This window comes from Flammeovirga pacifica (assembly GCF_000807855.2).
In the GTDB taxonomy this organism is placed as follows: domain Bacteria; phylum Bacteroidota; class Bacteroidia; order Cytophagales; family Flammeovirgaceae; genus Flammeovirga; species Flammeovirga pacifica.
Genome location: NZ_JRYR02000001.1, coordinates 1,255,736 through 1,277,594, shown reverse-complemented (window position 1 = coordinate 1,277,594; position 21,859 = coordinate 1,255,736). Strand labels below are relative to the sequence as shown.

Annotated in this window: 17 protein-coding genes and 4 tRNA genes; 15 read left to right on the top strand and 6 right to left on the bottom strand. The window is 33.8% G+C overall.

Translation table 11 applies throughout. The features are described from left to right. Positions 1 to 5 precede the first annotated feature (5 nt). Entirely contained in the window at positions 6 to 1,175 is a 1,170-nt protein-coding gene (locus NH26_RS05125; protein ID WP_044222466.1) for a sodium:calcium antiporter, read from the top strand. A gap of 395 nt (positions 1,176 to 1,570) precedes the next feature. Here the strand turns inward: NH26_RS05125 and NH26_RS05120 are convergent, their stop codons facing one another. After that, on the bottom strand, positions 1,571 to 2,392 hold the full coding sequence (locus tag NH26_RS05120) for a hypothetical protein (protein ID WP_044222462.1): 822 nt from the start codon (positions 2,390 to 2,392) through the stop codon (positions 1,571 to 1,573). A 75-nt stretch (positions 2,393 to 2,467) separates the two neighbouring features. After that, entirely contained in the window at positions 2,468 to 3,973 is a 1,506-nt protein-coding gene (locus NH26_RS05115; protein WP_044222460.1) for an MBOAT family O-acyltransferase, read from the bottom strand. A gap of 283 nt (positions 3,974 to 4,256) precedes the next feature. On the opposite strand from NH26_RS05115, the gene radA reads away from it, so the two are divergent. The 4 genes from radA to NH26_RS05095 all read left to right on the top strand — a co-directional run bounded on the left by radA (position 4,257) and on the right by NH26_RS05095 (position 10,691). Then, positions 4,257 to 5,663, top strand: a complete 1,407-nt coding sequence (gene radA, locus NH26_RS05110) for a DNA repair protein RadA (protein ID WP_044222458.1) — start codon at positions 4,257 to 4,259, stop codon at positions 5,661 to 5,663. A 6-nt stretch (positions 5,664 to 5,669) separates the two neighbouring features. Continuing rightward, entirely contained in the window at positions 5,670 to 7,571 is a 1,902-nt protein-coding gene (locus tag NH26_RS05105) for an OmpA family protein (RefSeq protein WP_044222455.1), read from the top strand. Positions 7,572 to 7,680: 109 nt separating this feature from the next. Next, positions 7,681 to 9,579, top strand: a complete 1,899-nt coding sequence (locus NH26_RS05100) for an ABC-F family ATP-binding cassette domain-containing protein (protein ID WP_044222452.1) — start codon at positions 7,681 to 7,683, stop codon at positions 9,577 to 9,579. Next, positions 9,543 to 10,691, top strand: a complete 1,149-nt coding sequence (locus NH26_RS05095) for a hypothetical protein (RefSeq protein ID WP_139262877.1) — start codon at positions 9,543 to 9,545, stop codon at positions 10,689 to 10,691. The genes NH26_RS05100 and NH26_RS05095 overlap by 37 nt, the downstream gene beginning before the upstream one ends. Positions 10,692 to 10,806: 115 nt before the next feature. On the opposite strand, the gene aceA is transcribed toward NH26_RS05095, so the two are convergent. Beyond that, positions 10,807 to 12,081: an isocitrate lyase gene (aceA, locus tag NH26_RS05090; RefSeq protein ID WP_174549703.1), complete on the bottom strand. Its 1,275-nt coding sequence runs from the start codon at positions 12,079 to 12,081 to the stop codon at positions 10,807 to 10,809. A 188-nt stretch (positions 12,082 to 12,269) separates the two neighbouring features. Continuing rightward, on the bottom strand, positions 12,270 to 13,874 hold the full coding sequence (gene aceB, locus NH26_RS05085; RefSeq protein WP_044222444.1) for a malate synthase A: 1,605 nt from the start codon (positions 13,872 to 13,874) through the stop codon (positions 12,270 to 12,272). A 509-nt stretch (positions 13,875 to 14,383) separates the two neighbouring features. On the opposite strand from aceB, the gene NH26_RS05080 reads away from it, so the two are divergent. The 7 genes from NH26_RS05080 (at position 14,384) to NH26_RS05050 (ending at position 17,063) form a co-directional block, all read left to right on the top strand. Then, positions 14,384 to 15,031, top strand: coding sequence for a hypothetical protein (locus NH26_RS05080; protein WP_139262874.1), 648 nt, complete (start codon positions 14,384 to 14,386; stop codon positions 15,029 to 15,031). 98 nt (positions 15,032 to 15,129) lie between these two features. Continuing rightward, the gene (gene surE, locus NH26_RS05075) at positions 15,130 to 15,888 is read left to right on the top strand and encodes a 5'/3'-nucleotidase SurE (RefSeq protein ID WP_139262871.1); all 759 of its coding nucleotides are present in this window, start codon (positions 15,130 to 15,132) and stop codon (positions 15,886 to 15,888) included. Between the two features lie 170 nt (positions 15,889 to 16,058). Further along, positions 16,059 to 16,142: transfer RNA gene (locus NH26_RS05070), tRNA-Leu, on the top strand. 22 nt (positions 16,143 to 16,164) lie between these two features. After that, positions 16,165 to 16,248 (top strand) — tRNA-Leu (locus NH26_RS05065). Positions 16,249 to 16,276: 28 nt separating this feature from the next. Then, positions 16,277 to 16,360 (top strand) — tRNA-Leu (locus NH26_RS05060). Positions 16,361 to 16,379: 19 nt separating this feature from the next. Next, positions 16,380 to 16,463: transfer RNA gene (locus NH26_RS05055), tRNA-Leu, on the top strand. Positions 16,464 to 16,688: 225 nt separating this feature from the next. Further along, positions 16,689 to 17,063, top strand: a complete 375-nt coding sequence (locus NH26_RS05050) for a hypothetical protein (protein ID WP_044222435.1) — start codon at positions 16,689 to 16,691, stop codon at positions 17,061 to 17,063. Positions 17,064 to 17,119: 56 nt separating this feature from the next. Here NH26_RS05050 and gcvT read toward each other — a convergent pair whose 3' ends face one another. Next, positions 17,120 to 18,217 (bottom strand): glycine cleavage system aminomethyltransferase GcvT, encoded by a 1,098-nt coding sequence (gene gcvT, locus NH26_RS05045; protein WP_044222432.1) that lies wholly within the window; start codon positions 18,215 to 18,217, stop codon positions 17,120 to 17,122. 274 nt (positions 18,218 to 18,491) lie between these two features. Here gcvT and cysM point away from each other — a divergent pair, with 274 nt between their 5' ends. Genes cysM through NH26_RS05030 form a run of 3 tightly spaced genes read left to right on the top strand, consistent with a single transcriptional unit; the run spans position 18,492 to position 20,507 of the window. Further along, on the top strand, positions 18,492 to 19,370 hold the full coding sequence (gene cysM / locus NH26_RS05040) for a cysteine synthase CysM (protein ID WP_044222428.1): 879 nt from the start codon (positions 18,492 to 18,494) through the stop codon (positions 19,368 to 19,370). A 5-nt stretch (positions 19,371 to 19,375) separates the two neighbouring features. Further along, positions 19,376 to 19,891: a DUF3347 domain-containing protein gene (locus NH26_RS05035; RefSeq protein ID WP_044222425.1), complete on the top strand. Its 516-nt coding sequence runs from the start codon at positions 19,376 to 19,378 to the stop codon at positions 19,889 to 19,891. A gap of 1 nt (position 19,892) precedes the next feature. Then, positions 19,893 to 20,507: a MarC family protein gene (locus NH26_RS05030; protein WP_044222422.1), complete on the top strand. Its 615-nt coding sequence runs from the start codon at positions 19,893 to 19,895 to the stop codon at positions 20,505 to 20,507. 55 nt (positions 20,508 to 20,562) lie between these two features. Here the strand turns inward: NH26_RS05030 and hisD are convergent, their stop codons facing one another. Beyond that, positions 20,563 to 21,846, bottom strand: coding sequence for a histidinol dehydrogenase (gene hisD / locus NH26_RS05025; protein ID WP_044222418.1), 1,284 nt, complete (start codon positions 21,844 to 21,846; stop codon positions 20,563 to 20,565). Positions 21,847 to 21,859 lie beyond the last annotated feature (13 nt).

Here is a 21,859-nt window from a genome sequence, read left to right as displayed (position 1 = left end):
AAAGAATGGAAATTTTTTTAGGTCTGGTCATTATTTTTATTGCTTGTATTGTAATTTGGAGAGCGTGTGATGGATTCGAGGATGCCTCTGGGTTTTTAGGTAGAAATATGAAAGGTGGTGTTAAAGGAGCAACTATTGATGCAATAGGTAGTTCTATGCCTGAACTTTTTACCACATTTTTCTTTTTGGTCATAGCAGGTGACGCAAAAGGTTTTGCAAGTGGAATCGGTACTACATCAGGTAGTGCGGTATTTAATATTATGATTATCCCTGCAGCGGTAATAATAAGCGTTATCGTAATTAACAGAAAAGTTAATTTCATCAATGTAAATCCTAAAGTGATTTTACGTGATGGTACGGCTTTAATGTTAGCTATTATTTGTTTAATCGTTTTTGTATCAGAAAAAGAATTAACATGGATGCATGGTGCATTCTTAATGTCTCTATATGTAGTTTATGTAGTTTCTTTATTGTTTATTAAAATGGATGACCATGGAGATGAACATGATGAGTATGAGTATGAAGCGGGTGAAGGTGGACGTATTAAAGCGTTATTACAATTAGACCTATCTCATGCAATTATTGGTAATAAAGAAATGAATACCGGAAGAGCATGGTTCTTACTTTTAACATCAACTGCATTAGTAGGTGCTGCATGTCACTTTTTAACTAAAGGATGTGAAATGTTAGGACAGGGTATGAATTGGGATATGTACATTGTGGCTTTAATTTTTGCAGCTGCAGCAACTTCAGTTCCAGATACGATCATCTCTGTGAAGAGTGCGAATAACGGTGCTTATAACGATGCAATTTCTAATGCTTTAGGCTCAAATATTTTTGACATTTGTTTTGCATTAGGTTTGCCTCTAACAATTTATACTTTGATGTCTGGGAAAACTATTGAGATGTCTGGGGATGCTGAAATGGATTTCATAGGTTCTTTCAGAATTATCTTATTAGTACTCACCTTATTGTCTACTTTAATATTCTATATTGGAGCAAAACGAAAAAGGTTAGGAGCAAAAAGTGGTTATTTCTTAGTGTCTCTATATGCTTTATTTATTTTGTATACTTTAGCCTATAGATATACCCCTGATTCTATTCAAGGGATACATGAATCACTTATTCATATTAACGACTTCTTGGTGGGTTTAAATCCATTTCATAAAGCATAAATTAATATACTTAAGATATTAATATTTAGGCTACCACATTTTTAAATGTGGTAGCCTTTTTTTGTGTAGTTTAATTAGGTTGTTCCTAGTAAGATTATGGTTTCAAACTATGCCTGTTTAATAGGGGTGGTAGTCTTGATGCCAAATAAGGATTAAACTACCTCATGTCTTTAATCATTGAAGTAGGGTGCTTTGTTATCGCTGATAACAGATGTTCTAGTATACTATAGTTTCACTCGTTAAAGAAGAGAGCATAGAAAGATTGAGATGCTAAATTATGGAATAAAAAATAAGGTGATCTCATCAATTCATGTGATCACCTTATTTTTTGTCAATAGACAGACTATATATATAGTTTCAACTTCTTAATTATCATCATAACTGATGAGTAAACTTTAAGAGCCATGATTTTTTATTTCTTTCATAACTTCAATAAAAGAGTAATTAATAGCCTCGTCCATTAATATTAGTGTTTTTTCTCCATCATATGTATGCCACTTATTAATATAAGAGTTTAAAGTAGTGTTAGAAATACCTGAGAAAATATACATCATATTGGCAATCTGATTCGTCATCATTACCTGACGGTATTGATCTGAGAACATCATGTCAATTTCGTTTTTAATCTCTTCTTCCGTCTTTTTATCTGTGGACTTATGTTCATTAAAGCCCATAGATACGTTTAAGGTGGTTTGATGTAAGATGCTTTCCGTTATTTTACCAATTTTCAATAACTGATAAATATTCACACAAATGTCAAATCGATCTTGATCGACATTTTCCATGTCAAAGCTATTGACATATTTGGCTTTATCAATCTTTTCAAATCTTGATAAAGTTCTTGTTCTAGTTCCTTGAATATCTTCATTAATAGGGTTCTCTAGAAATAAGTTAGCATGATTCAATAATGATTCATCCACTTTATGAGCTAGATATTCTTTGATATGATGATTGATGTTATCATGATTTAAGTACAATTTTATAATTGCCTTAATTTCAAGATTACTTTGGCTATCATCTAGAAATAATAATTCTTCATCAGATTTAGCAAGAGCTATTTCATCAATTTGAAGAGTATATTCTTTTAAACCAGATAGACGGAGAAACTCTTCCGCCTTTTTTTGTTTGATACTTTGACCAAATAAATTTGTTGTCACACACATAAAAGTAAAAGCACATAGAGCACTTCTTAGATTGTAGATTGTTGCTGATTGCATAAAAACGTAAGTTTAGAAGGGTAAGAGCACATAATAATAATAAACACCATTAATTGTAAATATACGTGAACAATATTAGAATTGGAAATAAATAAATGGTTGTATATCTGAAGATCGACTTTGGAACAATACAAAGCCTATAAAAAATAAAAAAGCAGCCTTTGCAAAATCAGGCATTGAAATAAACTCAATAGCTAATTTGTTTTTCCAACTTTGAGGCATCCAATGTATAAAAAATCCAAAAACCATAATTGCAAATACATTTTTGTAAGCAAGTATTACTTCCAACGCAATGCTAAGGTCCATGTTTGTAGTTATCTGACTAATCATACTTGTGGCGTGTTGCATATCTTCTGCTCTAAAGTAAATCCAAGCATAGCAGACAAAATGAAATGTGATAACACCTCCTATAATATTTTGATATTTAAAATGCCCAATTTTCTTTCCAAAAAACTCCATCCATAATTTATGAAGGGCCAATGCTCCTCCATGTAACGCACCCCAAATGATAAACCTAAAATGTGCTCCATGCCATAATCCACCTAGTAACATAGTCACAAAAAGGTTGATATAGGTTCTCACTTGTCCTTTACGATTACCGCCTAAAGGGATGTAAAGGTAATCTCTCAAGAAGGAAGACAGAGAAATATGCCATCTTCTCCAGAAGTCTGTGATATCGGTAGCTTTATATGGTGAATTAAAGTTTAACGGTAATCTAAAGCCTAATAATACAGCAACACCAATTGCAATATCAGTATATCCAGAAAAGTCACAATAAATTTGTATTGCATAACCATATGTTGCCATTAAATTTTCGAAACCAGAGTAGGACCAAGGCGATTCGAAAATCCTATCCACAAAATTAATGGAGATATAATCAGAAATCATGATCTTTTTTATCAGACCACAAGCAATTAAAAATAGTGCATGTCCATATTCACTCTCCTTTACTTTATAGGGTTGATGAATCTGTGGAATAAATTCAGACGCCCTAACAATAGGGCCAGCCACAAGCTGAGGGAAGAAACTAACAAATAAGGCAAAATCCCAAATATTATCTACTGGCTTAATGTCCCCACGATAAATATCTACAGAATAACTTATGGTTTGAAAAGTATAGAAGGATATACCAATAGGTAAAAATATATTCGAGGTATCCATTCCAGCTCCAAATACAGTGTTGAAAAATACCGCAAGGTAGTTCTCTTGTTCAAGGGTTAAATCGAATAAAGTATTAACTCCTTCTGTAAAGAAAAAAGTATATTTAAAGTAGGCCAATAATGATAAATTAATGGCAGCACTTAAAGTGACTAGGAATCGCCTCGTTTTTTTATCGTTAGAATTGAATATTTGTTTTCCTATGTAATAATCAACGATGGTTGAAAATAACAGAAGAACAAAATAGAAACCACTAGACATGTAATAGAAATACAAACTTGCTAATAATAACAATACATTTCTAGTCGTAATATTTTTATAAATAAATTGATATATAATGATGATGGACCCAAAAAGAACCCAAAAAATAACTTGTGTAAAAAGTAATGGGCTGTTTTCGTGATATGTAACTAGTTCTAACATCTATATTTTACTTGTGTCTATTAAAAAATCACAAATCAATGGGCATATTAGATGTAAGATGAAATATGCTCTTGAAAAAATTATAGTACAAATTAAAATCTTTTTTTGACCATTTATCAATTTGATCATCACTTTTGATCAATTTTGAGGTAAAAAAACTTCCTGTTGTAAAGTGATGATAACTTTTTCAAAAAAATTGTAAAATTAAAATCTAAGAACTAATATCACATTCAAGAGAATTTCTTTCATCTCAGAAAATCAGACATAGAACGAGAAGCATCAAATGGCTAAAAAAATAAAGACAGCATATTTTTGTCAGAATTGTGGTTTTGAATCGCCAAAATGGCAAGGCAAGTGTCCTACGTGTAACGAATGGAATACGTTTGTAGAGGAACTTCAAAAGGAAGAAACTCCTAAAAAAGGGGATTGGAAGATGAGTTCCACTGCAACAAAATCTGGTGGTTATGTAAACGTAGGGGCAGAAACAGCAAAACCGACTAAAATTACTGAGGTAAAATACGAGAAAGAAGCAAGAATAATTACGCAAGACGAAGAATTAAATAGAGTTCTCGGTGGGGGTATCGTTCCTGGTTCGGTAGTTATGATTGGCGGAGAACCCGGTATTGGTAAATCTACATTAATGCTACAGATTGCTTTATCTCTAAATAATAAGCAGGTGTTGTATGTTTCTGGAGAGGAAAGTGGACAACAAATTCGACAAAGAGCGGAGAGGATTCCGTTTTCATCAGAAGAGACGTATGTTTTGACTGAGACGGATACATCAAAAATATTTGCCCATGTAGAAACAATGACACCTGATGTAATGGTGATTGACTCTATACAAACCTTAGTGTCTCCATTTTTAGAACAAGCCGCAGGTAGTGTTTCTCAAGTTAAAGAATGTGCAGCAGAGCTAATCCGATTTGCAAAAGATACAGGAACACCTGTTTTAATGATCGGTCACATTACTAAAGAAGGCAGTTTAGCAGGTCCTAAAGTATTGGAACATATGGTTGATACTGTTCTACAATTTGAAGGGGATAGACATATGAGTTATCGAATTCTAAGAACAGCAAAAAATAGATTTGGCTCAACGTCAGAGTTAGGGATATATGAAATGATTGCCTCTGGTTTAAGACAAGTAAGCAATCCTTCAGAAATATTGTTGTCTCAAAGAGACGATGGATTAAGTGGTATTGCAATTGGTACAGTTATGGAAGGTAACAGACCATTATTAGTTGAAATACAATCTTTAGTTACACCATCTGTGTATGGAAATCCACAACGTAGTTCTACGGGCTTTGATGCAAAACGATTAAATATGCTTTTGGCGGTATTGGAGAAAAGATCAGGCTATAAACTTAACTTTTCTGATGTTTTTATCAATATAACAGGAGGTCTAAGAGTAGAAGACCCAGCAATTGATTTAGCGGTAGTGGTCTCTTTAATTTCTTCTTTTGAAGATATAGCCGTCGAATCTACTACATGTTTTGCAGCAGAAGTAGGTCTTGGTGGAGAGGTGAGAGCTGTATCAAGAATTGAAAATAGAATTTCTGAAGCTGAAAAGTTAGGTTTCAAAGAAATGTTTATTTCGAAATACAATACTAAAGGAATTGATTTCACTAAATTGAAAATGAAGGTGATACCTGTTGGGACAGTCGCCGAGTTAGCCGAGAAATTATTTACTTAAAAATAAATGAAGCAATTTTTTATATATCTATTTCTATTACTATCATCAGTAGTAGGTGCACAAAACGCTAATAAAGCATCTAAACACTTTATTAAAGCGGAAGAAGCAATCAGAATAAGGCAAATTGGAGAAGCAAAATTGCTCTTAGAAAAATCAATTGCGGCAGATTCCACTTTTGGTGATTCTTATTATCTGTTATCCTATTTGTACATATTAGAAAGGGATTATATAAAATCAAGAGCATTGTATGCTCAATTAATGAATTGTTGTGGTGATAACCCTAAATATGCTTTGGCTCATCTTTCTCTAGCTCAATATGAGTGGTCGGAAGGGAATTATGAAAAAGCTAAAAAATATGCTATAGAATTTCTTGATTTTAATCCTGATAAGAAATTATACAGGGAGAAAAAATCGGCGAATAAAATTATTGCCTCATGTAACTATGCATTAGCCAACATGAAAAATGCATTGCCTTATAGCCCTATGAATTTAGGGGAAATTGTCAATGTAAAAGACCAACAATATTTCCCTGCGATTACTGCCAACGGTGAAGAAATGTATTTTACAGCACGTGATAAAAACACAGACGAAAATATCTATAAAATTAAAAAGCAGGAAGGGAAATGGGCGTCGCCTGAAGAAGTAAAAGAACTCAATACTAAATTTAATGAAGGTACTTGTACTATTTCAGCAGATGGAACTATTATGATTTTTACTTCTTGTGAATCGACAAGAGATTTACCAGGCTATGGTAGTTGTGATTTGTTTATGGCAATTAAAGAAGGTGATACATGGTTAAAGCCTCGTAATTTAGGTCCTAATGTGAATTCTGCTGAGTGGGAATCACAACCTTCATTATCTGCAGATGGAAGAACGTTGTATTTTGTGTCTGATAGAAGAGGAGGGTTAGGTAAAAAAGATATATGGAAATCTGAGTTAAACAGTCAAGGACAATGGAAGCCAGCTGTTAATTTAGGAGACGTTGTCAATACTACAGATGATGATATTTCTCCCTACATACATGCCAATGGGCAAACGCTATATTTTTCATCAAAAGGACATTTAGGTTTTGGAGGTTTGGATATCTTTATCTCTGAAAAGAAAAATTCACAAGAATGGGGAGAGGTTAGAAATATTGGTTATCCAGTGAATGATCATACAGATCAAGTTGCATTTATTGTTTCTGCAGACGGATCTAAAGGTTATTTTTCAAAGGAAGAAATTCAAGAGGATGGTACAAGAGATTCTCATTTAGTATCCATTGATATTCCACAAGAAATTCAACCTGTTGTTTTAAGTGGCTTTTTGGAAGGTGTAGTTTATGATGCTATCACAAAAACGCCTTTAAAAGCAGAATTAGAATTAAAGTTATTAGAAAACAAAGAGACAGAGTCAGTATTACTTTCTGATAAAAAAACGGGGAAATATTTGATCGTTTTGAATCAAGATCAAGAATATGCCCTTTACATTTCACGCCCTGGCTACCTATTTCAAAGTCTTACCTTTGATACGCATAATATGGGAGTGGATGGTAAAAGGCTAGATATCTTTTTAGATCGAATTGAATCAGGGAAGAACATCACTTTAAATAATATCTTTTTTGATTCGAACGAATTTAATCTGAAAAGAAAATCACAAATTGAACTAGATAAGATTTTAACTTTTATGTCTAATAATAAAGATATACAAGTAGAAATTGGAGGTCATACTGATGATATTGGAGACGATAATTATAACAAAGAACTTTCTCAAAAAAGAGCAGAAGCGGTAGTTAATTATTTAATTGAAAAAGGAATTGACGCGAAACGTTTAACTGCAAAAGGATATGGAGAGAAATCGCCAATTGCAGATAATACAACAGATGAAGGAAGAACTAAAAATAGAAGAATTGAATTCTCTGTGATGTAGTCATTGATATTAAACATCAATTACCATTAAATAAAGATTAATATCCTTTTAAACTGTTCAAAACCCATGGAAATCTTCTATTTTTGTCAGAAGTTAAAATTAGAAGAGAATGAATCTATTATCAGTTGATAATGCAACAAAATATTGGGGCGAAAAACCCTTATATGAAAATATAAGCTTTGGTATTCAGCAAGGTCAGAAAGTAGCCTTAGTAGCAAAAAATGGTACAGGTAAATCTACTTTGTTAAATTCTATAGCAGGAAAAGAATCTTTAGACAGTGGTGAAATTGCCATCAATAAAGATATTACAGTAGGATTATTAGAGCAGGAACCGAAATTTGAAGAAGGACAGAATGTTTTAGATTACGTTCTATCAAGTGATTCTCCAATTTTAGGAGCCGTTAAAAACTATGAAGCAGCTTTACAAGCTTCCACACTAGACTATTCTGATGCCGTTTTAAAACAGTTGGATATTGCCACTGCTAAGATGGAAGAAATGAAAGCTTGGGATGCTGAAGCTAGAGTGAAACAAATTCTTACGGCCTTCAAGATAGAAGATACTGCACAGAAAATGGTTTCTTTATCTGGTGGGCAGCAAAAAAGAGTAGCCCTAAGTAAAGTCCTTATCGAAGAACCCAACTTATTGATTCTTGATGAACCGACTAACCATTTGGATTTAGATATGATTGAATGGTTAGAAGAATATTTAACCCGTTCTAAACTATCTATTCTGTTAGTTACTCACGATAGATACTTCTTAGATAGAATCTGTACTGAAATTATAGAATTGGTAGATTCAACAATCTATACCCATCAAGGTAATTATTCTTATTATATCGAGAAAAAAGCAGAAAGAGAAGCTAACCACGCCGTTACTGTGGAAAAGGCTAAAAACTTAATGCGTAAGGAACTTGATTGGGTAAGAAGAATGCCAAAAGCTAGAGGTACAAAGCAAAAATATAGAATGGATGCTTTTCACGACCTCAAGAAAAAAGCAAATAGCGGAAAGAAAGATGAGAAAGTTCAAATTCAAGTGAATATGTCCCGATTGGGTAAAAAAATCCTTGAGTTTGAAAGTGTCTACAAATCATTCGGAACAAAGAAAATTGTTGATGATTTCTCTTACATTTTTAAAAGAAAAGAAAGAGTTGGTATTGTTGGAGACAATGGTGTCGGAAAGTCTACTTTTCTAAATATGTTAACGGGTACTGAATCAATAGACGAAGGAACCATCACAAAAGGAGAGACCATTGTCTATGGTTACTATACACAAAAAGGCTTAAGTTTTGACGAAGATAGAAAAGTGATTGATGTGGTAAGAGACATCACAGAAAATCATACTATGTCAGACGGGACAACACTTACGCCACTTCAATTACTGAATAAGTTTTTGTTCACACCAGAGAAACAACATTCGTATATTTCTACGCTATCAGGTGGGGAGAGAAAAAGGTTGTATTTGTGTACCATACTTTTAAAGAATCCTAACTTCCTAATTCTTGATGAGCCTACAAACGATCTAGACTTAGATACACTAAGTGTTTTAGAAGACTTCTTAGAGGAATTTCAAGGATGTGTGATAGTGGTAACCCACGATAGATACTTTATGGATAAGTTAGTGGACCACTTATTTATTTTTGAGGGAGATGGTGTTATCAAAGACTTCAATGGTAAATATTCTGAATATAGAGCCTACCTTGATGAGGTAGAAAAACAAAAGAAGCAGGCACTAAAAGAAGAGAAAAAAGCCGACGATAAAAAGGTCGTGCAAAAGACAAGTTCCAAGAAACTTTCTTATAAAGAACAAAAAGAATACGAAGCTTTAGAGCAAGAAATTGAAACTCTTGAAGCAAAAAAAGAAGAATTGGAAGGGAAATTGTCTGATGGAAGTGTGACATCACCCGATGATATCAGAGAGGTATCAGAAACATTAGGTCAGGTGATGGAAGAAGTTGATGAGAAAATGATGCGATGGATGGAACTAGACGAAATAGCCAATGGTGGTTAATCTTTATTCTTCAAATTATAACTTATAATGTGTATGCACAATCTGCTGAGCAACTTTATTTTAGAGCAGCTTACAGAGATGTGCATACACTAGAAATAGATTCTACTAAACATTTCTTTACGCTACCTATGGCTTATGGTCAATCTGAGATTTTAGAATTGCCAGAAGCAAATGATATTTCACGTCTTCAAATTGATAGTGTACTTTTAGTATATACTGATCATCCAAAGAATTTTGATTTTTCGTTACTGAATACGAATAGAATTCATGCTTTTTCTAAATGGTTTGATGGAGCTATCGATGACCCCGTAATTCGATGGAGAATCATCAAACAAGTTGGAGGTGAGAATAAACAAGATTTTACCCAAAAGTTTCATGGTATTGTCGTTTACTATGATAAACATAAAAGGCAAGACTTATCACCTGAAGAAGAAGTAAAGAGAAGGAAGCATATTGATAATAAATTCCATCATCTTGTCAAGAAAAAGTTAGGAGAAGACCAGCAATTAACGGAGACCACTTCCAAAGTTTTCGAAAAAAATAGAGACGTATGGAATAAAGCTGTAGTTGTTAGTGACTGGACAGGAAGTATGTACCCATATACTTTAGATCTACTTTCTTGGTTGATAAAAGAAAGAGCTCAAGATCAGGTGATTGGTTTCGTATTTTTTAATGATGGTGATACAAAAATGAGTCATCAAAAGAAAATTGGTGAGACAGAAGGAATTTACTCTATACGTTCTAGTAAAGTGATGCCTGTGATGAATTTAATGTCAATGGTGAAACGTAAAGGGGATGGAGGAGATTTACCCGAAAATGACATTGAAGCAATTTTAAAAGCAGAAAAAGAGTATACTGATGCCAATACCTTTATTTTAGTAGGGGACAATCAGTCTACAGTTCGAGATATTGAATTGCTGCCTCAAGTAAAAAATCCGATTCATATCATATTAAATTACGCACCTATTAATCATCTAGGTTTGCCTAAAGTAATTAAAGATTATAAACGCATAGCATTGGCAACGAATGGAAGTATTTATGTCAATGATCAAGAATTTACAACAGCTGAAGAAATTGAACAACTAGAAGAACTTGTTTTAGATGATCAATAAAAAAAGAACCCACCCATAAAGGCGAGTTCTTTATAAAAACAAGTAACTAATATGTTAGTAGGAAGTTGTTTGTTATGACTATTGATGAAAAATTATTTCATTAAATCTCTTCTGATTAAAATTGAGCAGTTTCTGTACTACCCTCCATTGCTGTTGTTGAAGATTTACCATTTGTAACAGTATTTTGTACTGCATCAAAATAGGTTGTACCAACAAAAGCTTGGTGTTTCACTGCTCTAAATCCATCTTTTTGTAATGCAAATTCTTTCTCTTGTAACTGAGAGTAACCTGCCATGCCACTTTCTTTGTATGCTTTTGCTAATTGGAACATACTTGTATTTAAGGCATGGAAGCCAGCAAGTGTAATGAATTGGAATTTATAGCCCATTGCCGCTAATTTCTCACGGAAGCTTCCCATTTCTTCTTTACTTAATTTTGATGCCCAGTTGAAAGACGGAGAACAATTATAAGCTAAAAGTTTATCAGGGAACTTAGCATGAATAGCATCTGCAAAAGCTTGAGCTTCTGCTAAATCGGGGTGAGAAGTTTCACACCAGATTAAATCAGCGTATGGAGCATAAGCCAAACCTCTTGAAATAGCTTGTTCCATACCATTATTTACTTTGTAGAAACCTTCTGAAGATCTTTCTCCATAAATAAATTCTCGATCTCTTGGATCGATATCTGAAGTAAGCAAATTAGCCGCATCAGCATCAGTTCTTGCAACAATAATAGTAGGAGTACCACAAACGTCTGTAGCTAAACGGGCAGCAACTAATTTATTAATGGCCTCTTGCGTAGGTACTAATACCTTACCCCCAAGGTGTCCACATTTTTTTGCTGATGATAACTGATCTTCAAAGTGTACACCTGCAGCACCAGCTTCAATCATCATTTTCATGAGCTCAAATGCATTTAGATTACCACCAAAACCAGCTTCAGCATCAGCAACAATCGGCACCAAGTAATCAATATCATCTTTGTCAGCAACAGATTGTATTTGATCTGCTCTTCTCAAGGCGTTGTTAATTTTTTGTACCACTTTTGGAACTGAATCGGCAGGGTATAACGATTGATCTGGGTACATTTGTCCGGCAAGGTTTGCATCAGCCGCAACTTGCCATCCACTTAAGTAAATAGCTTTTAATCCAGCCTCCACTTCTTGAATGGCCTGGTTACCGGTTAAAGCTCCAAGTCCTGCCATATATTCTTCAGTATGAAGCCCTTTCCATAGTTTTTCAGCTCCCATACGAGCTAAGGTGTGTTCTACGACAACATTACCTTGAAGTTTAATTACTTCTTCGGCTGTATAAGGTCTTTCAATATTCGACCATCTTGGGTTGTTTGCCCACTCTTTTTTAAGCGCTTCAATTCTTTCATTCTTAGTCATAATCGATGTTGTTTTTTGGTTTTATATAAAAATTTAGACAATAGAGTACCAGGGCAATAATTTTTGCCTGATAAAAAAGTTAGAGTTTGAAAATGTCTGGAAAAGACCACCATCAATTTTGATGTACTCACCAAAAAAGATGATGGCAGCAGATGTATGTCCCAATTTACCTCTGCATCTTGATATCTTTAATCAATTTGTTGATAAGCAGGTAACGTCAGGAATTCAACGAATTCATCTGTCAAAACTAACTTGTCAAAAATTACTTTAGCTTCTGATAATTTTGATTGATGAAATCTTTCATCTCCCAAAAGTTCTTTAAAGGAGTGCATCACCTCATCAATTACTTGATGATAAAGTACTTCATTAATCTCTTTTCCTTCGGCTGTAATGGCTTTATTTTTAATCCATTGCCATACTTGTGATCTTGAGATTTCAGCAGTAGCAGCATCTTCCATTAAATTGTAGATAGGTACTGCACCTTGTCCTTCTAACCATTTACTGATATATTGAATACCTACATCAATATTAGTTCTCAATCCCGCAAGTGTGATATTGCCTTCTGGAACTTTCAGTAAATCTTCTGCTTTAATTTTTTTGTATTGAAAAGGTTTGTTGATGTTATTCGGAGCACCCATATAACGATCAAAAACTTTTTTAGCAACCGGAACTAAGCCAGGGTGTGCGACCCAAGTGCCATCATGTCCAGCTAAAGCTTCACGTGTCTTATCTTTGGCAACCTTATCAATAGCTTTCTGATTGGCTTTATGATCATTCTTGATTGGTATTTGTGCCGCCATACCGCCCATAGCAAATGCTTTTCTTTTATGGCAAGTCTGAATTAATAACTCACAGTATGATTTCATAAAATGAACATTCATAGTGACTTTGGCTCTATCAGGTAGTGTGTGTCCAGGGATATTTCTCAATTTTTTAATGTATGAGAATATATAATCCCATCTACCACAGTTTAAACCTGCAGAATGTTCTTTTAAAGCATATAAGATTTCATCCATCTCAAATGCTGCCAAAATTGTTTCAATTAATACCGTGGCTTTAATTGATCCTTGTGGTATATCTATATACTCTTGTGAGAAAACAAAAATGTCATTCCATAATCTCGCTTCTAAATGACTCTCGATTTTTGGTAAGTAGAAGTAAGGCGCACTTCCGTTTTCTATAAGTGTTTTAGCGTTATGGAAGAAGTATAACCCAAAATCTACCAAAGAAGCAGAACAGTTCATGCCTTCAAATTGCATGTGCTTTTCTTCTAAATGCCAACCTCTTGGACGAACAAATAAGGTTGCAGTAGTGTCATGAAGAAGGTATTCCTTTCCAGTTTTTGGGTGTGTATAATTTATGTTCTTATTGACAGCGTCCTTTAAATTTTGCTGACCATTCATGCAATTACTCCAAGTGGGAGAGTTGGCATCTTCGAAATCAGCCATGAAAACATTGGCTCCAGAATTCAACGCATTAATAATCATTTTACGATCAACAGGACCAGTTATTTCTACTCTTCTGTCTTGAATGTCTTTTTTGACCTCTGCAACCGTCCATTCACTGTTTCTTATATAGGCAGTGGCAGCCAAAAAAGTGGGCAATTTACCGCTATCTAATTCTTCTTGTCTTTTAAGTCTTGCATCTAATAATGCAATTCTTCTTTTGTTGAATCTTTGATGTAAAGTAGCAACAAACTTCAAAGCATCTTCTGTTAAAATACTTTGGTGTTCCATTGTCATCATTTCTTTGATTTCAATGTTTTTTTCAGTTAAAGTAGATACTGTCTTCATTTAAACAAACGTTAGCTATTGGTGATTTGATGTTGACACAAATATATAAAAAGCGAAATGAATAAAAAAAGCGAAAATTCGCTAAAAACATTTCAACTAATTTATAAAAATAGTATTATAAATTGTTTAGTATTTAATAAAAGCATATTAAATAGTGTTTAATGTTGTATTTTATCAATAAATGTTAAATAGCGAAAATTCGCTATAAAAATGAATAATTATTCACTTGTTATAAAATTTATTGAAAAAGTTCAATTTTCGACTTTTAATTATCTAAGATCATCATAGGATTTTTTTGAGCTAAGAATTGAAGAATCGTCGATATTATTTCAATTTCACAAATAATAAATGTATTTTTAATTAAGTAAGGTGAGTATCTATTTTAGGATGACAATTATATGTGATTAATATAAGTGCTAAATACTAGATGCCAATTGAAGATTTAGTTATCTCAAAAGTTTGTTATGAAAATGAATCACCTAAAAACAATAAACACAATCTATCATTCGATGATAAAACTTAGAATCTTAAGCATTATTAGTGCCCTCCTAATTTCATTTAATCTTCAAGCTCAAGATTTCCCTTCCGAATATTGGCATTTTGGTGAGGTAGATCTTAATGATGGTTCAACATTAAAAGGAAAATTAAAATATTCTTTAGAAGAAGGGGTAGAGTCTATTCAAATTATCGTTAATGGAGTAATTAAATCTTTTGGAGCCCAAAATGTAAGGTCATTTCAAATCATGGATGCGATGACTAAAAGGGAAAGGTATTTTTATTCATTACCATTCAAACAAGCAAAAGGGTATGTGAAAAATCACTTTTTTGAATTGTTGGAAGATGGAGACCCTTATGTGCTATTAATTAGAGAAAGAATTGCAGAAATATCTGAAACGTCATATGATCCATATTGGGGGTCGAACTTTAATACTAGGAGGAGAGTTTTAGTCTATGATTTTTATTTAATGGATTTGTATGCTGAGATAAGACAAGTTGACACCAGAAAGTTGGAGACAATGTTGGTTTATTTTGGTAAATACAAAGATAAAGTGGAAGCATTTATAAGAGTAAATAAATTAGATTATCAAGATCGTGAAGATTTTCTTCAGATTGTAAGATATTATGATACTCTTGTTGGTCCTGAGGAAGGAAGTTAAGAATGGTATAATCAAAATATGATTTTATAACACCTTCTTGAATTAATAAATACTATATTTAACGGGCAATACTGCCCGTTTTTTTAATGATAAAAAATATGAAACCTTTAATTTTAATAACCAACGATGATGGAATAACATCAAAAGGAATAGCATTCTTAGTTAATGTGATGCATAAGATTGGTGAAGTAGTGGTGGTCGCACCTGATAGTCCTCAATCTGGAATGGGACATGCTATTACAATTCATGATCCTTTGAAATATCATGAGTCTGACCTATTTGAAAAATTAAATATAAAGGCCTATCAATGTTCAGGGACACCTGCTGATTGTGTGAAATTGGCTAAAAATCATATTCTAGACCGATTACCTGATCTAGTGGTAAGTGGTATTAATCATGGAAGTAACTCATCAGTAAGCATTTTATATTCTGGAACAATGAGTGCAGCATTGGAAGCTACTATTGAAGGATTGCCTGCTGTTGGTTTTTCTGTTTGTGATTATAGTCATGATGCAGAGTTTACTCATACTGAATCTTTGATTACTCAGGTAGCTTCTAAAGTTATTGATCAAGGATTGCCAAAAGGAGTGGCATTAAATGTGAATTTCCCAAAGGTGAGTGAAGAACCAATTAAAGGTATCAAGTATTGTAGACAAGCCAAAGGGAAGTGGCAAGAAGAATTTGATGAAAGAGTAGACCCAAGTGGTAGAAAATATTTATGGTTAACTGGTAAATATGTCTTGTCTGATGAGGGAGAAGATACTGATGAATGGGCTATTAACAATAATTATGCAAGTGTTGTACCTGCTAAAATAGACCTAACAGATCATGAATATTTAAAAGAATTGCTCTCTTAGTACTCGTATAGAGGGTTGGGATAGTATTTTTAAAAAATTTATAGACTAAATTTCAAATGGTTAAGGATTAGAGATAGAGAACTATAGAAAAGTAGTTTGCTTTCTAATTTTTAACCATGCATATTTGCATCGCTTTCAAACGGAGAGCTGTAGGAAATACTTCATTTAATGCCTGGGTGGCGGAATTGGTAGACGCGCTAGACTCAAAATCTTGTGAGGGCAACTTCGTGTGGGTTCGAGTCCCACCCCAGGTACTATTTATATGATTTATTTTCAGCCTAGGTGGCGGAATTGGTAGACGCGCTAGACTCAAAATCTTGTGTGGGTAACCACGTGTGGGTTCGAGTCCCACCCTAGGTACTACAAAAAATATTGTTATAAAACATTTGCTCGAGTGGCGGAATTGGTAGACGCGCTAGACTCAAAATCTTGTGAGGGCAACTTCGTGTGGGTTCGAGTCCCACCTCGAGTACAACAATGTTATTATAATCGCCTGGGTGGCGGAATTGGTAGACGCGCTAGACTCAAAATCTGGTGAGGGCAACTTCGTGTGGGTTCGAGTCCCACCCCAGGTACAAAAGGTATTGAATATATTTCGATACCTTTTTTTTTGATTATTATTTATTATCCATTAGTGTAGAAAGTTCATTGTGTGGTTTCTATGTCAATAAAATTTAATTTTTTAACAAAATTTCAATATTTGTAAGTTTAAAGAGTTAAAATTTAGTATATTCGCGTAACGAAATTATAAATAATACTGAGTGCTTTTGTTAAAACGGTTACTATACGGAATTTTTATTTTGCTACTACTTGGTAGTTGTGAAGAAGAAGACCTTCAGAAAGATCTGAATGGTAGTGTTCTGTATACCAAAAAATATGAGTTAACTTACAGTAAGCCTTTGAAATTAGATACTTTCCAAGCATCACTTACAGGTGATGATTTGAACTCTTCAGTATTGCACTTTACAATCACTAGATATGATGGTGTTTTACTCTATGAAGAGTATGTGGATGCAGAGAGTATCATAGGGGATGATAAAGATCTAGACACATTAGATATTGATTCCCAAAATAGATTGATACATAGTAGGGTAGATAATTTTCTACAAGATAAATCAGAGTTGATTATTTTATTCGAAAAGCTCAGGCCTCAAGTAAAAGATATACTACAATAAAAAAACCTTATCAATTAAATGATAAGGTTTTTTTATGTTTTATAGTTTCCAAGTACTTATCCTTTGTAGAAAGGAGGTTTTGAAACAACTGCTTTTAACTTTCTATTTCTTACCTCAATAAGAACTTCAGATCCTGCTTTTGTTAAAGGTCTATTGACATAACCTAAAGCAACACCTTTGCCCAACATTGGAGACATTGTACCAGAAGTTAATTTGCCAATGACTTCTCCTTCTAGATTCAATACATTGTATCCACCTCTTGGAACACCTCTGTCTAATAATTCGATACCTACTAAACGACGTGTAACACCTTCTTCTTTTTGCTTTTTAAGATTATCTGAGTTGATAAAGTCTTTAGTAAACTTTGTTACCCAACCTAAACCAGCTTCTAAAGGAGAAGTAGTATCATCTATATCATTACCATATAAGCAATAACCCATTTCTAAACGTAGAGTATCTCTAGCGCCAAGACCGATTGGTTTAATATCATAAGATGCACCAGCTTCGAAAATTTTCTTCCAAACAGTTTCAGCTACTGCATTAGGAACATAAAGTTCAAAACCACCCGATCCTGTATATCCAGTAGCAGAGATAATAACATTGTCCACTCCAGCAAATTTACCTAATGAGAAAGTGTAGAATCCCATCTCCTGTAAATTTACTTCAGTTAAAGATTGCATCGCTTCTGAAGCCTTAGGACCTTGTACTGCAAATAAAGAATACTCATCAGAAACGTTTTCCATTTCTACGCCTTCAGTATTATGACTAGAAATCCAGTTCCAATCTTTTTCAATATTAGAAGCGTTCACAACTAACATATATTCTTCATCTTTGATTTTATAAATGATTAAATCATCTACAATACCACCTTTATCATTCGGAAGACAAGAATACTGTGCCTTTCCATCAAATAGTTTTGAAGCGTCGTTAGAAGAAACCTTTTGAATAAGATCTAGTGCTTTTGGACCTCTCAACATGAATTCACCCATGTGTGATACATCAAAAACACCTACACCATTTCTAACAGTTTTATGTTCTTCGATGTCTGATGAATATCTGACTGGCATGTTGTATCCTGCAAAAGGAACCATTTTAGCACCCAGAGCTTCGTGTACATCATTAAGGGCAATTTTCTTTAATGTTTGTTCTGTCATAACAAGTATATGTGTTCTATAAGGTTAGAAATTTCTTTCTTTATGTTCGGTTTTAAATTGAAAGCCAAAAGTAAGATATAGTTCTCTAATTTCATATACTTTCATTTGTATTCATTACTTAACTTTTACAAAAATATTACCTTAGGTTTTATTGATATCCAACAAAAAAATAAAGATCTTAGCATGATTTACTTGAGAAAATGAAAAACATCATTTAGTGTGGGATATTTTTTACCTCAAGTGATAAGTGTAATTACATTCAAACAAAAAATTTATGTCCTCAGTACTTTCTTTAGTAGGCAATACCCCACTTGTCGAATTACAAAATATGAACCCTAATCCTAATGTTAAGATCTTCGCTAAATTGGAAGGTCAAAACCCGGGGGGTAGTGTAAAAGATAGAGCAGCCTTTAATATGATTAATGAGGCTCAAAAAAGAGGGGATTTAAAAGAAGGAGTGAAGTTGATTGAAGCAACAAGTGGAAACACAGGAATTGCTTTAGCAATGATGGCCAGCTTAATGGGGGTTGAAATTGAATTAGTAATGCCAGATAGTGCTACTATTGAGCGAGTGAAATCGATGAAAGCTTATGGAGCTAAAGTAACTTTAACTCCACAAAAAATATCTATGGAAGGTGCTAGAGATTATGCATTATCAAAAGTAGAAGAAGGAGGGTATTTTATGCTGAATCAATTTGATAACCCCGATAATTATTTAGCACATTATAAAACTACTGGTCCTGAAATCTGGAGAGATACTAATCAAGAGGTGACTCATTTTGTTTCTGCAATGGGAACTACAGGTACAATTATGGGTACATCAAAATTTTTGAAGGAGCAATCAAGTGCCATTCAAATTGTTGGAGCTCAACCTGCAAATGGAGCTAGAATTCCTGGTATCAGAAGATGGCCAAAAGAATACTTACCTAAAATATTTGATGAAAGCCGTGTCGATCAAAAAATAGATGTTTCTAAGGAACAAGCTACAGAAACAGCAAGAAGGTTAGCGAAAGAAGAAGGCATATTTGCCGGAATGAGTAGTGGTGGTTCATGTTATGTAGCTTTAGAAACAGCAAAGAAAATAGATAAAGGTGTCATAGTATTTATCGTTTGCGATAGAGGGGACAAATATCTTTCAACTGATTTATTTTAAGAACAATGAGAAAATTAATTTTATTACCTGTATTTTTATTAAGTTTTACTTTCTTCTCATGCCAACCGGGTGATGCTAAAAAGCGTGTTAAAGACGAGAAAGTGGAATTAAAACCAGTAGTTTATGATGCAGCAAAAGCCAAAGGGCATCAAGCATATTTTAAGCTGTCTGAATGTTTAATCAATTCTAACCCGACAGCAGCACAAACGTATGCCAAAAGGTTACAAGCAGTTTTACCAGAAAACACTCCTGATGAGGTGAGTAATGCTGTGAATATTATTGTCGCAACAGATGATTTAGCAGCACAAAGAAAAGAATTCGAAACAGTAACGAAATTTTATCAAAAGATTGCTGAAGAAGGGAACGCTGGAATGGATGTTTATGTTGTTCATTGTCCGATGGCATTCAACAATACGGGTGCAGATTGGTTAAGTGCAACAGAAGAAGTGATCAACCCTTATTTTGGCGATGAGATGCTACATTGCGGACGAGTGATGAAAAAATTAGATCAAAACAAGTAGTATGCATGAATTATTAACCTATGCACTAACAGTATTCTTAAGTTTCTTTGCTGTTATGAATCCGATTGCTAATACACCTATTTTTTTAGGAGTGGTTGGAGATAAAACAAAAGAGGACAAGAAACATATTGCTAAGAAATCAACATTTACAGCATTTTTAATTGTTGTGGTTTTTGTAATTGCAGGAAAATATATATTCCAGTTATTTGGGATCACAATTCCAGCTTTTAAAATTACCGGTGGTGTATTGCTTTTTTATGTTGGGTTTGAAATGTTGATGTCTAAGAAATCAAAAATTAGCACGAATCAAACAGAAGAAAACTCAGATAGTATAGCTGTTTCTCCCTTAGCTATCCCAATATTAGCTGGACCAGGAACTATTGTAACAGCAATGAACCAAGTGACAAATGCTGGCTATGAAAAAATAGCTATAGTTGTTGTTGTATTTGGAGTTATGATTTTCCTGACCTATCTAGCTTTCGTACTTAGTGATCGTATTCTTGAGAAACTAGGAGGAAACTTAATTGCTGTAATAGGTAAAATTATGGGTTTAATTCTCGCAATCATTGGAACAGATATGCTTATGGATGGAATAAAGTTATCATTTAATCTTTAATCCAATTTAGAGCTAAAAAAAGGGTTGATGTTAAAAAAACATCAACCCTTTTTTATTATTTCAAAGAATTCAACCGAACAGTGACTGCATTTTTATGTGCTTGTAACTCTTCAGCTTCTGCCATTCGTTCCACATGTGGTCCTAAAGCAGTAAGTCCTTTTTTATTTATTTTTTGGAAAGTAATTTTTCTGTAGTAACTATCTAAAGAAACACCAGAATAATTCTTAGCATAACCATAGGTTGGTAATGTATGATTTGTACCTGATGCATAATCACCTGCTGATTCTGGAGTGAGGTGACCAACAAATACAGAACCTGCGTTAATGATCTTTTCACTGACCTCTTCCGCATTATCCAAAGATAAAATCAAGTGTTCAGCTGCATATTCATTGACTAAATCTAATGCAACATTTTCGTCTTCAATGTAAAAGCTTCTAGAATGAGATAAAGCTTTAGCAGCAATGTCTTTTCTAGGAAGTACTCTTAATTGTTTTTCTACTTCAACCATTGATTTCTCTATGGTATCCATTGATGAAGAAACTAAAATCACTTGACTGTCAGCGCCATGTTCAGCTTGAGATAATAAATCGGCAGCAATAAATTCGGGGTGAGCAGTAGCATCAGCCCAAACTAATACTTCTGATGGTCCTGCAGGCATATCAATGGCAACACCTTCTTTAGTTGCTAATTGTTTAGCTGCAGTTACATATTGATTACCAGGGCCAAATATTTTTGATACTGATGGTATCGTTTCTGTACCGAAAGTCATTGCAGCAATTGCTTGAGCACCACCTACTTTGTATACGTTTTTTAACCCAATTTTTTGAGCAGTATATAAAATAGCAGGATGAATATTACCTTCTTTATTAGGAGGAGTACATAAACATACCTCTTGGCATCCAGCAATAATAGCAGGAGCACCGATCATGATTACTGTAGAAAAAAGTGGTGCAGATCCACCAGGGATGTATAAACCTACTTTTTGAATAGGAACACTCTTTCTCCAACAGTTTATTCCTTCCATTGTTTCCACTTCTAACGTTTCCGTTTTTTGAGAAGCATGGAACTTGCTAACATTTTCTATAGCAATATCAATGGAAGCTTTTAATTCATCATCTACTAATGAAATAGCTTCTTCAAATTCTTTCTCAGATACAGTGATTGAATCAACTTCTGCACCATCAAATTGTCTTGAAAATGCTCTTAAAGCAGAATCACCATCTTTTTGAACTGTCTTAAGAATAGGAGTGACCTGTTTTTCAATTTCTTCAATACGCATTGCTGGTCTTTGAAGAAGGTCATTCCATTCTGATCTCTCTGGATTTTTGTATACTTTCATAAGCGATCAATAG

Excerpts from the sequence above, each read along its gene's own strand:
- NH26_RS05125 (WP_044222466.1), top strand. The coding sequence starts at position 6 with ATGGAAATTTTTTTAGGTCTGGTCATTATTTTTATTGCTTGTATTGTA.
- NH26_RS05120 (WP_044222462.1), bottom strand. The coding sequence starts at position 2,392 with ATGCAATCAGCAACAATCTACAATCTAAGAAGTGCTCTATGTGCTTTT.
- NH26_RS05115 (WP_044222460.1), bottom strand. The coding sequence starts at position 3,973 with ATGTTAGAACTAGTTACATATCACGAAAACAGCCCATTACTTTTTACA.
- radA (WP_044222458.1), top strand. The coding sequence starts at position 4,257 with ATGGCTAAAAAAATAAAGACAGCATATTTTTGTCAGAATTGTGGTTTT.
- NH26_RS05105 (WP_044222455.1), top strand. The coding sequence starts at position 5,670 with ATGAAGCAATTTTTTATATATCTATTTCTATTACTATCATCAGTAGTA.
- NH26_RS05100 (WP_044222452.1), top strand. The coding sequence starts at position 7,681 with ATGAATCTATTATCAGTTGATAATGCAACAAAATATTGGGGCGAAAAA.
- NH26_RS05095 (WP_139262877.1), top strand. The coding sequence starts at position 9,543 with ATGGATGGAACTAGACGAAATAGCCAATGGTGGTTAATCTTTATTCTT.
- aceA (WP_174549703.1), bottom strand. The coding sequence starts at position 12,081 with ATGACTAAGAATGAAAGAATTGAAGCGCTTAAAAAAGAGTGGGCAAAC.
- aceB (WP_044222444.1), bottom strand. The coding sequence starts at position 13,874 with ATGAAGACAGTATCTACTTTAACTGAAAAAAACATTGAAATCAAAGAA.
- NH26_RS05080 (WP_139262874.1), top strand. The coding sequence starts at position 14,384 with ATGATAAAACTTAGAATCTTAAGCATTATTAGTGCCCTCCTAATTTCA.
- surE (WP_139262871.1), top strand. The coding sequence starts at position 15,130 with ATGAAACCTTTAATTTTAATAACCAACGATGATGGAATAACATCAAAA.
- gcvT (WP_044222432.1), bottom strand. The coding sequence starts at position 18,217 with ATGACAGAACAAACATTAAAGAAAATTGCCCTTAATGATGTACACGAA.
- cysM (WP_044222428.1), top strand. The coding sequence starts at position 18,492 with ATGTCCTCAGTACTTTCTTTAGTAGGCAATACCCCACTTGTCGAATTA.
- NH26_RS05035 (WP_044222425.1), top strand. The coding sequence starts at position 19,376 with ATGAGAAAATTAATTTTATTACCTGTATTTTTATTAAGTTTTACTTTC.
- NH26_RS05030 (WP_044222422.1), top strand. The coding sequence starts at position 19,893 with ATGCATGAATTATTAACCTATGCACTAACAGTATTCTTAAGTTTCTTT.
- hisD (WP_044222418.1), bottom strand. The coding sequence starts at position 21,846 with ATGAAAGTATACAAAAATCCAGAGAGATCAGAATGGAATGACCTTCTT.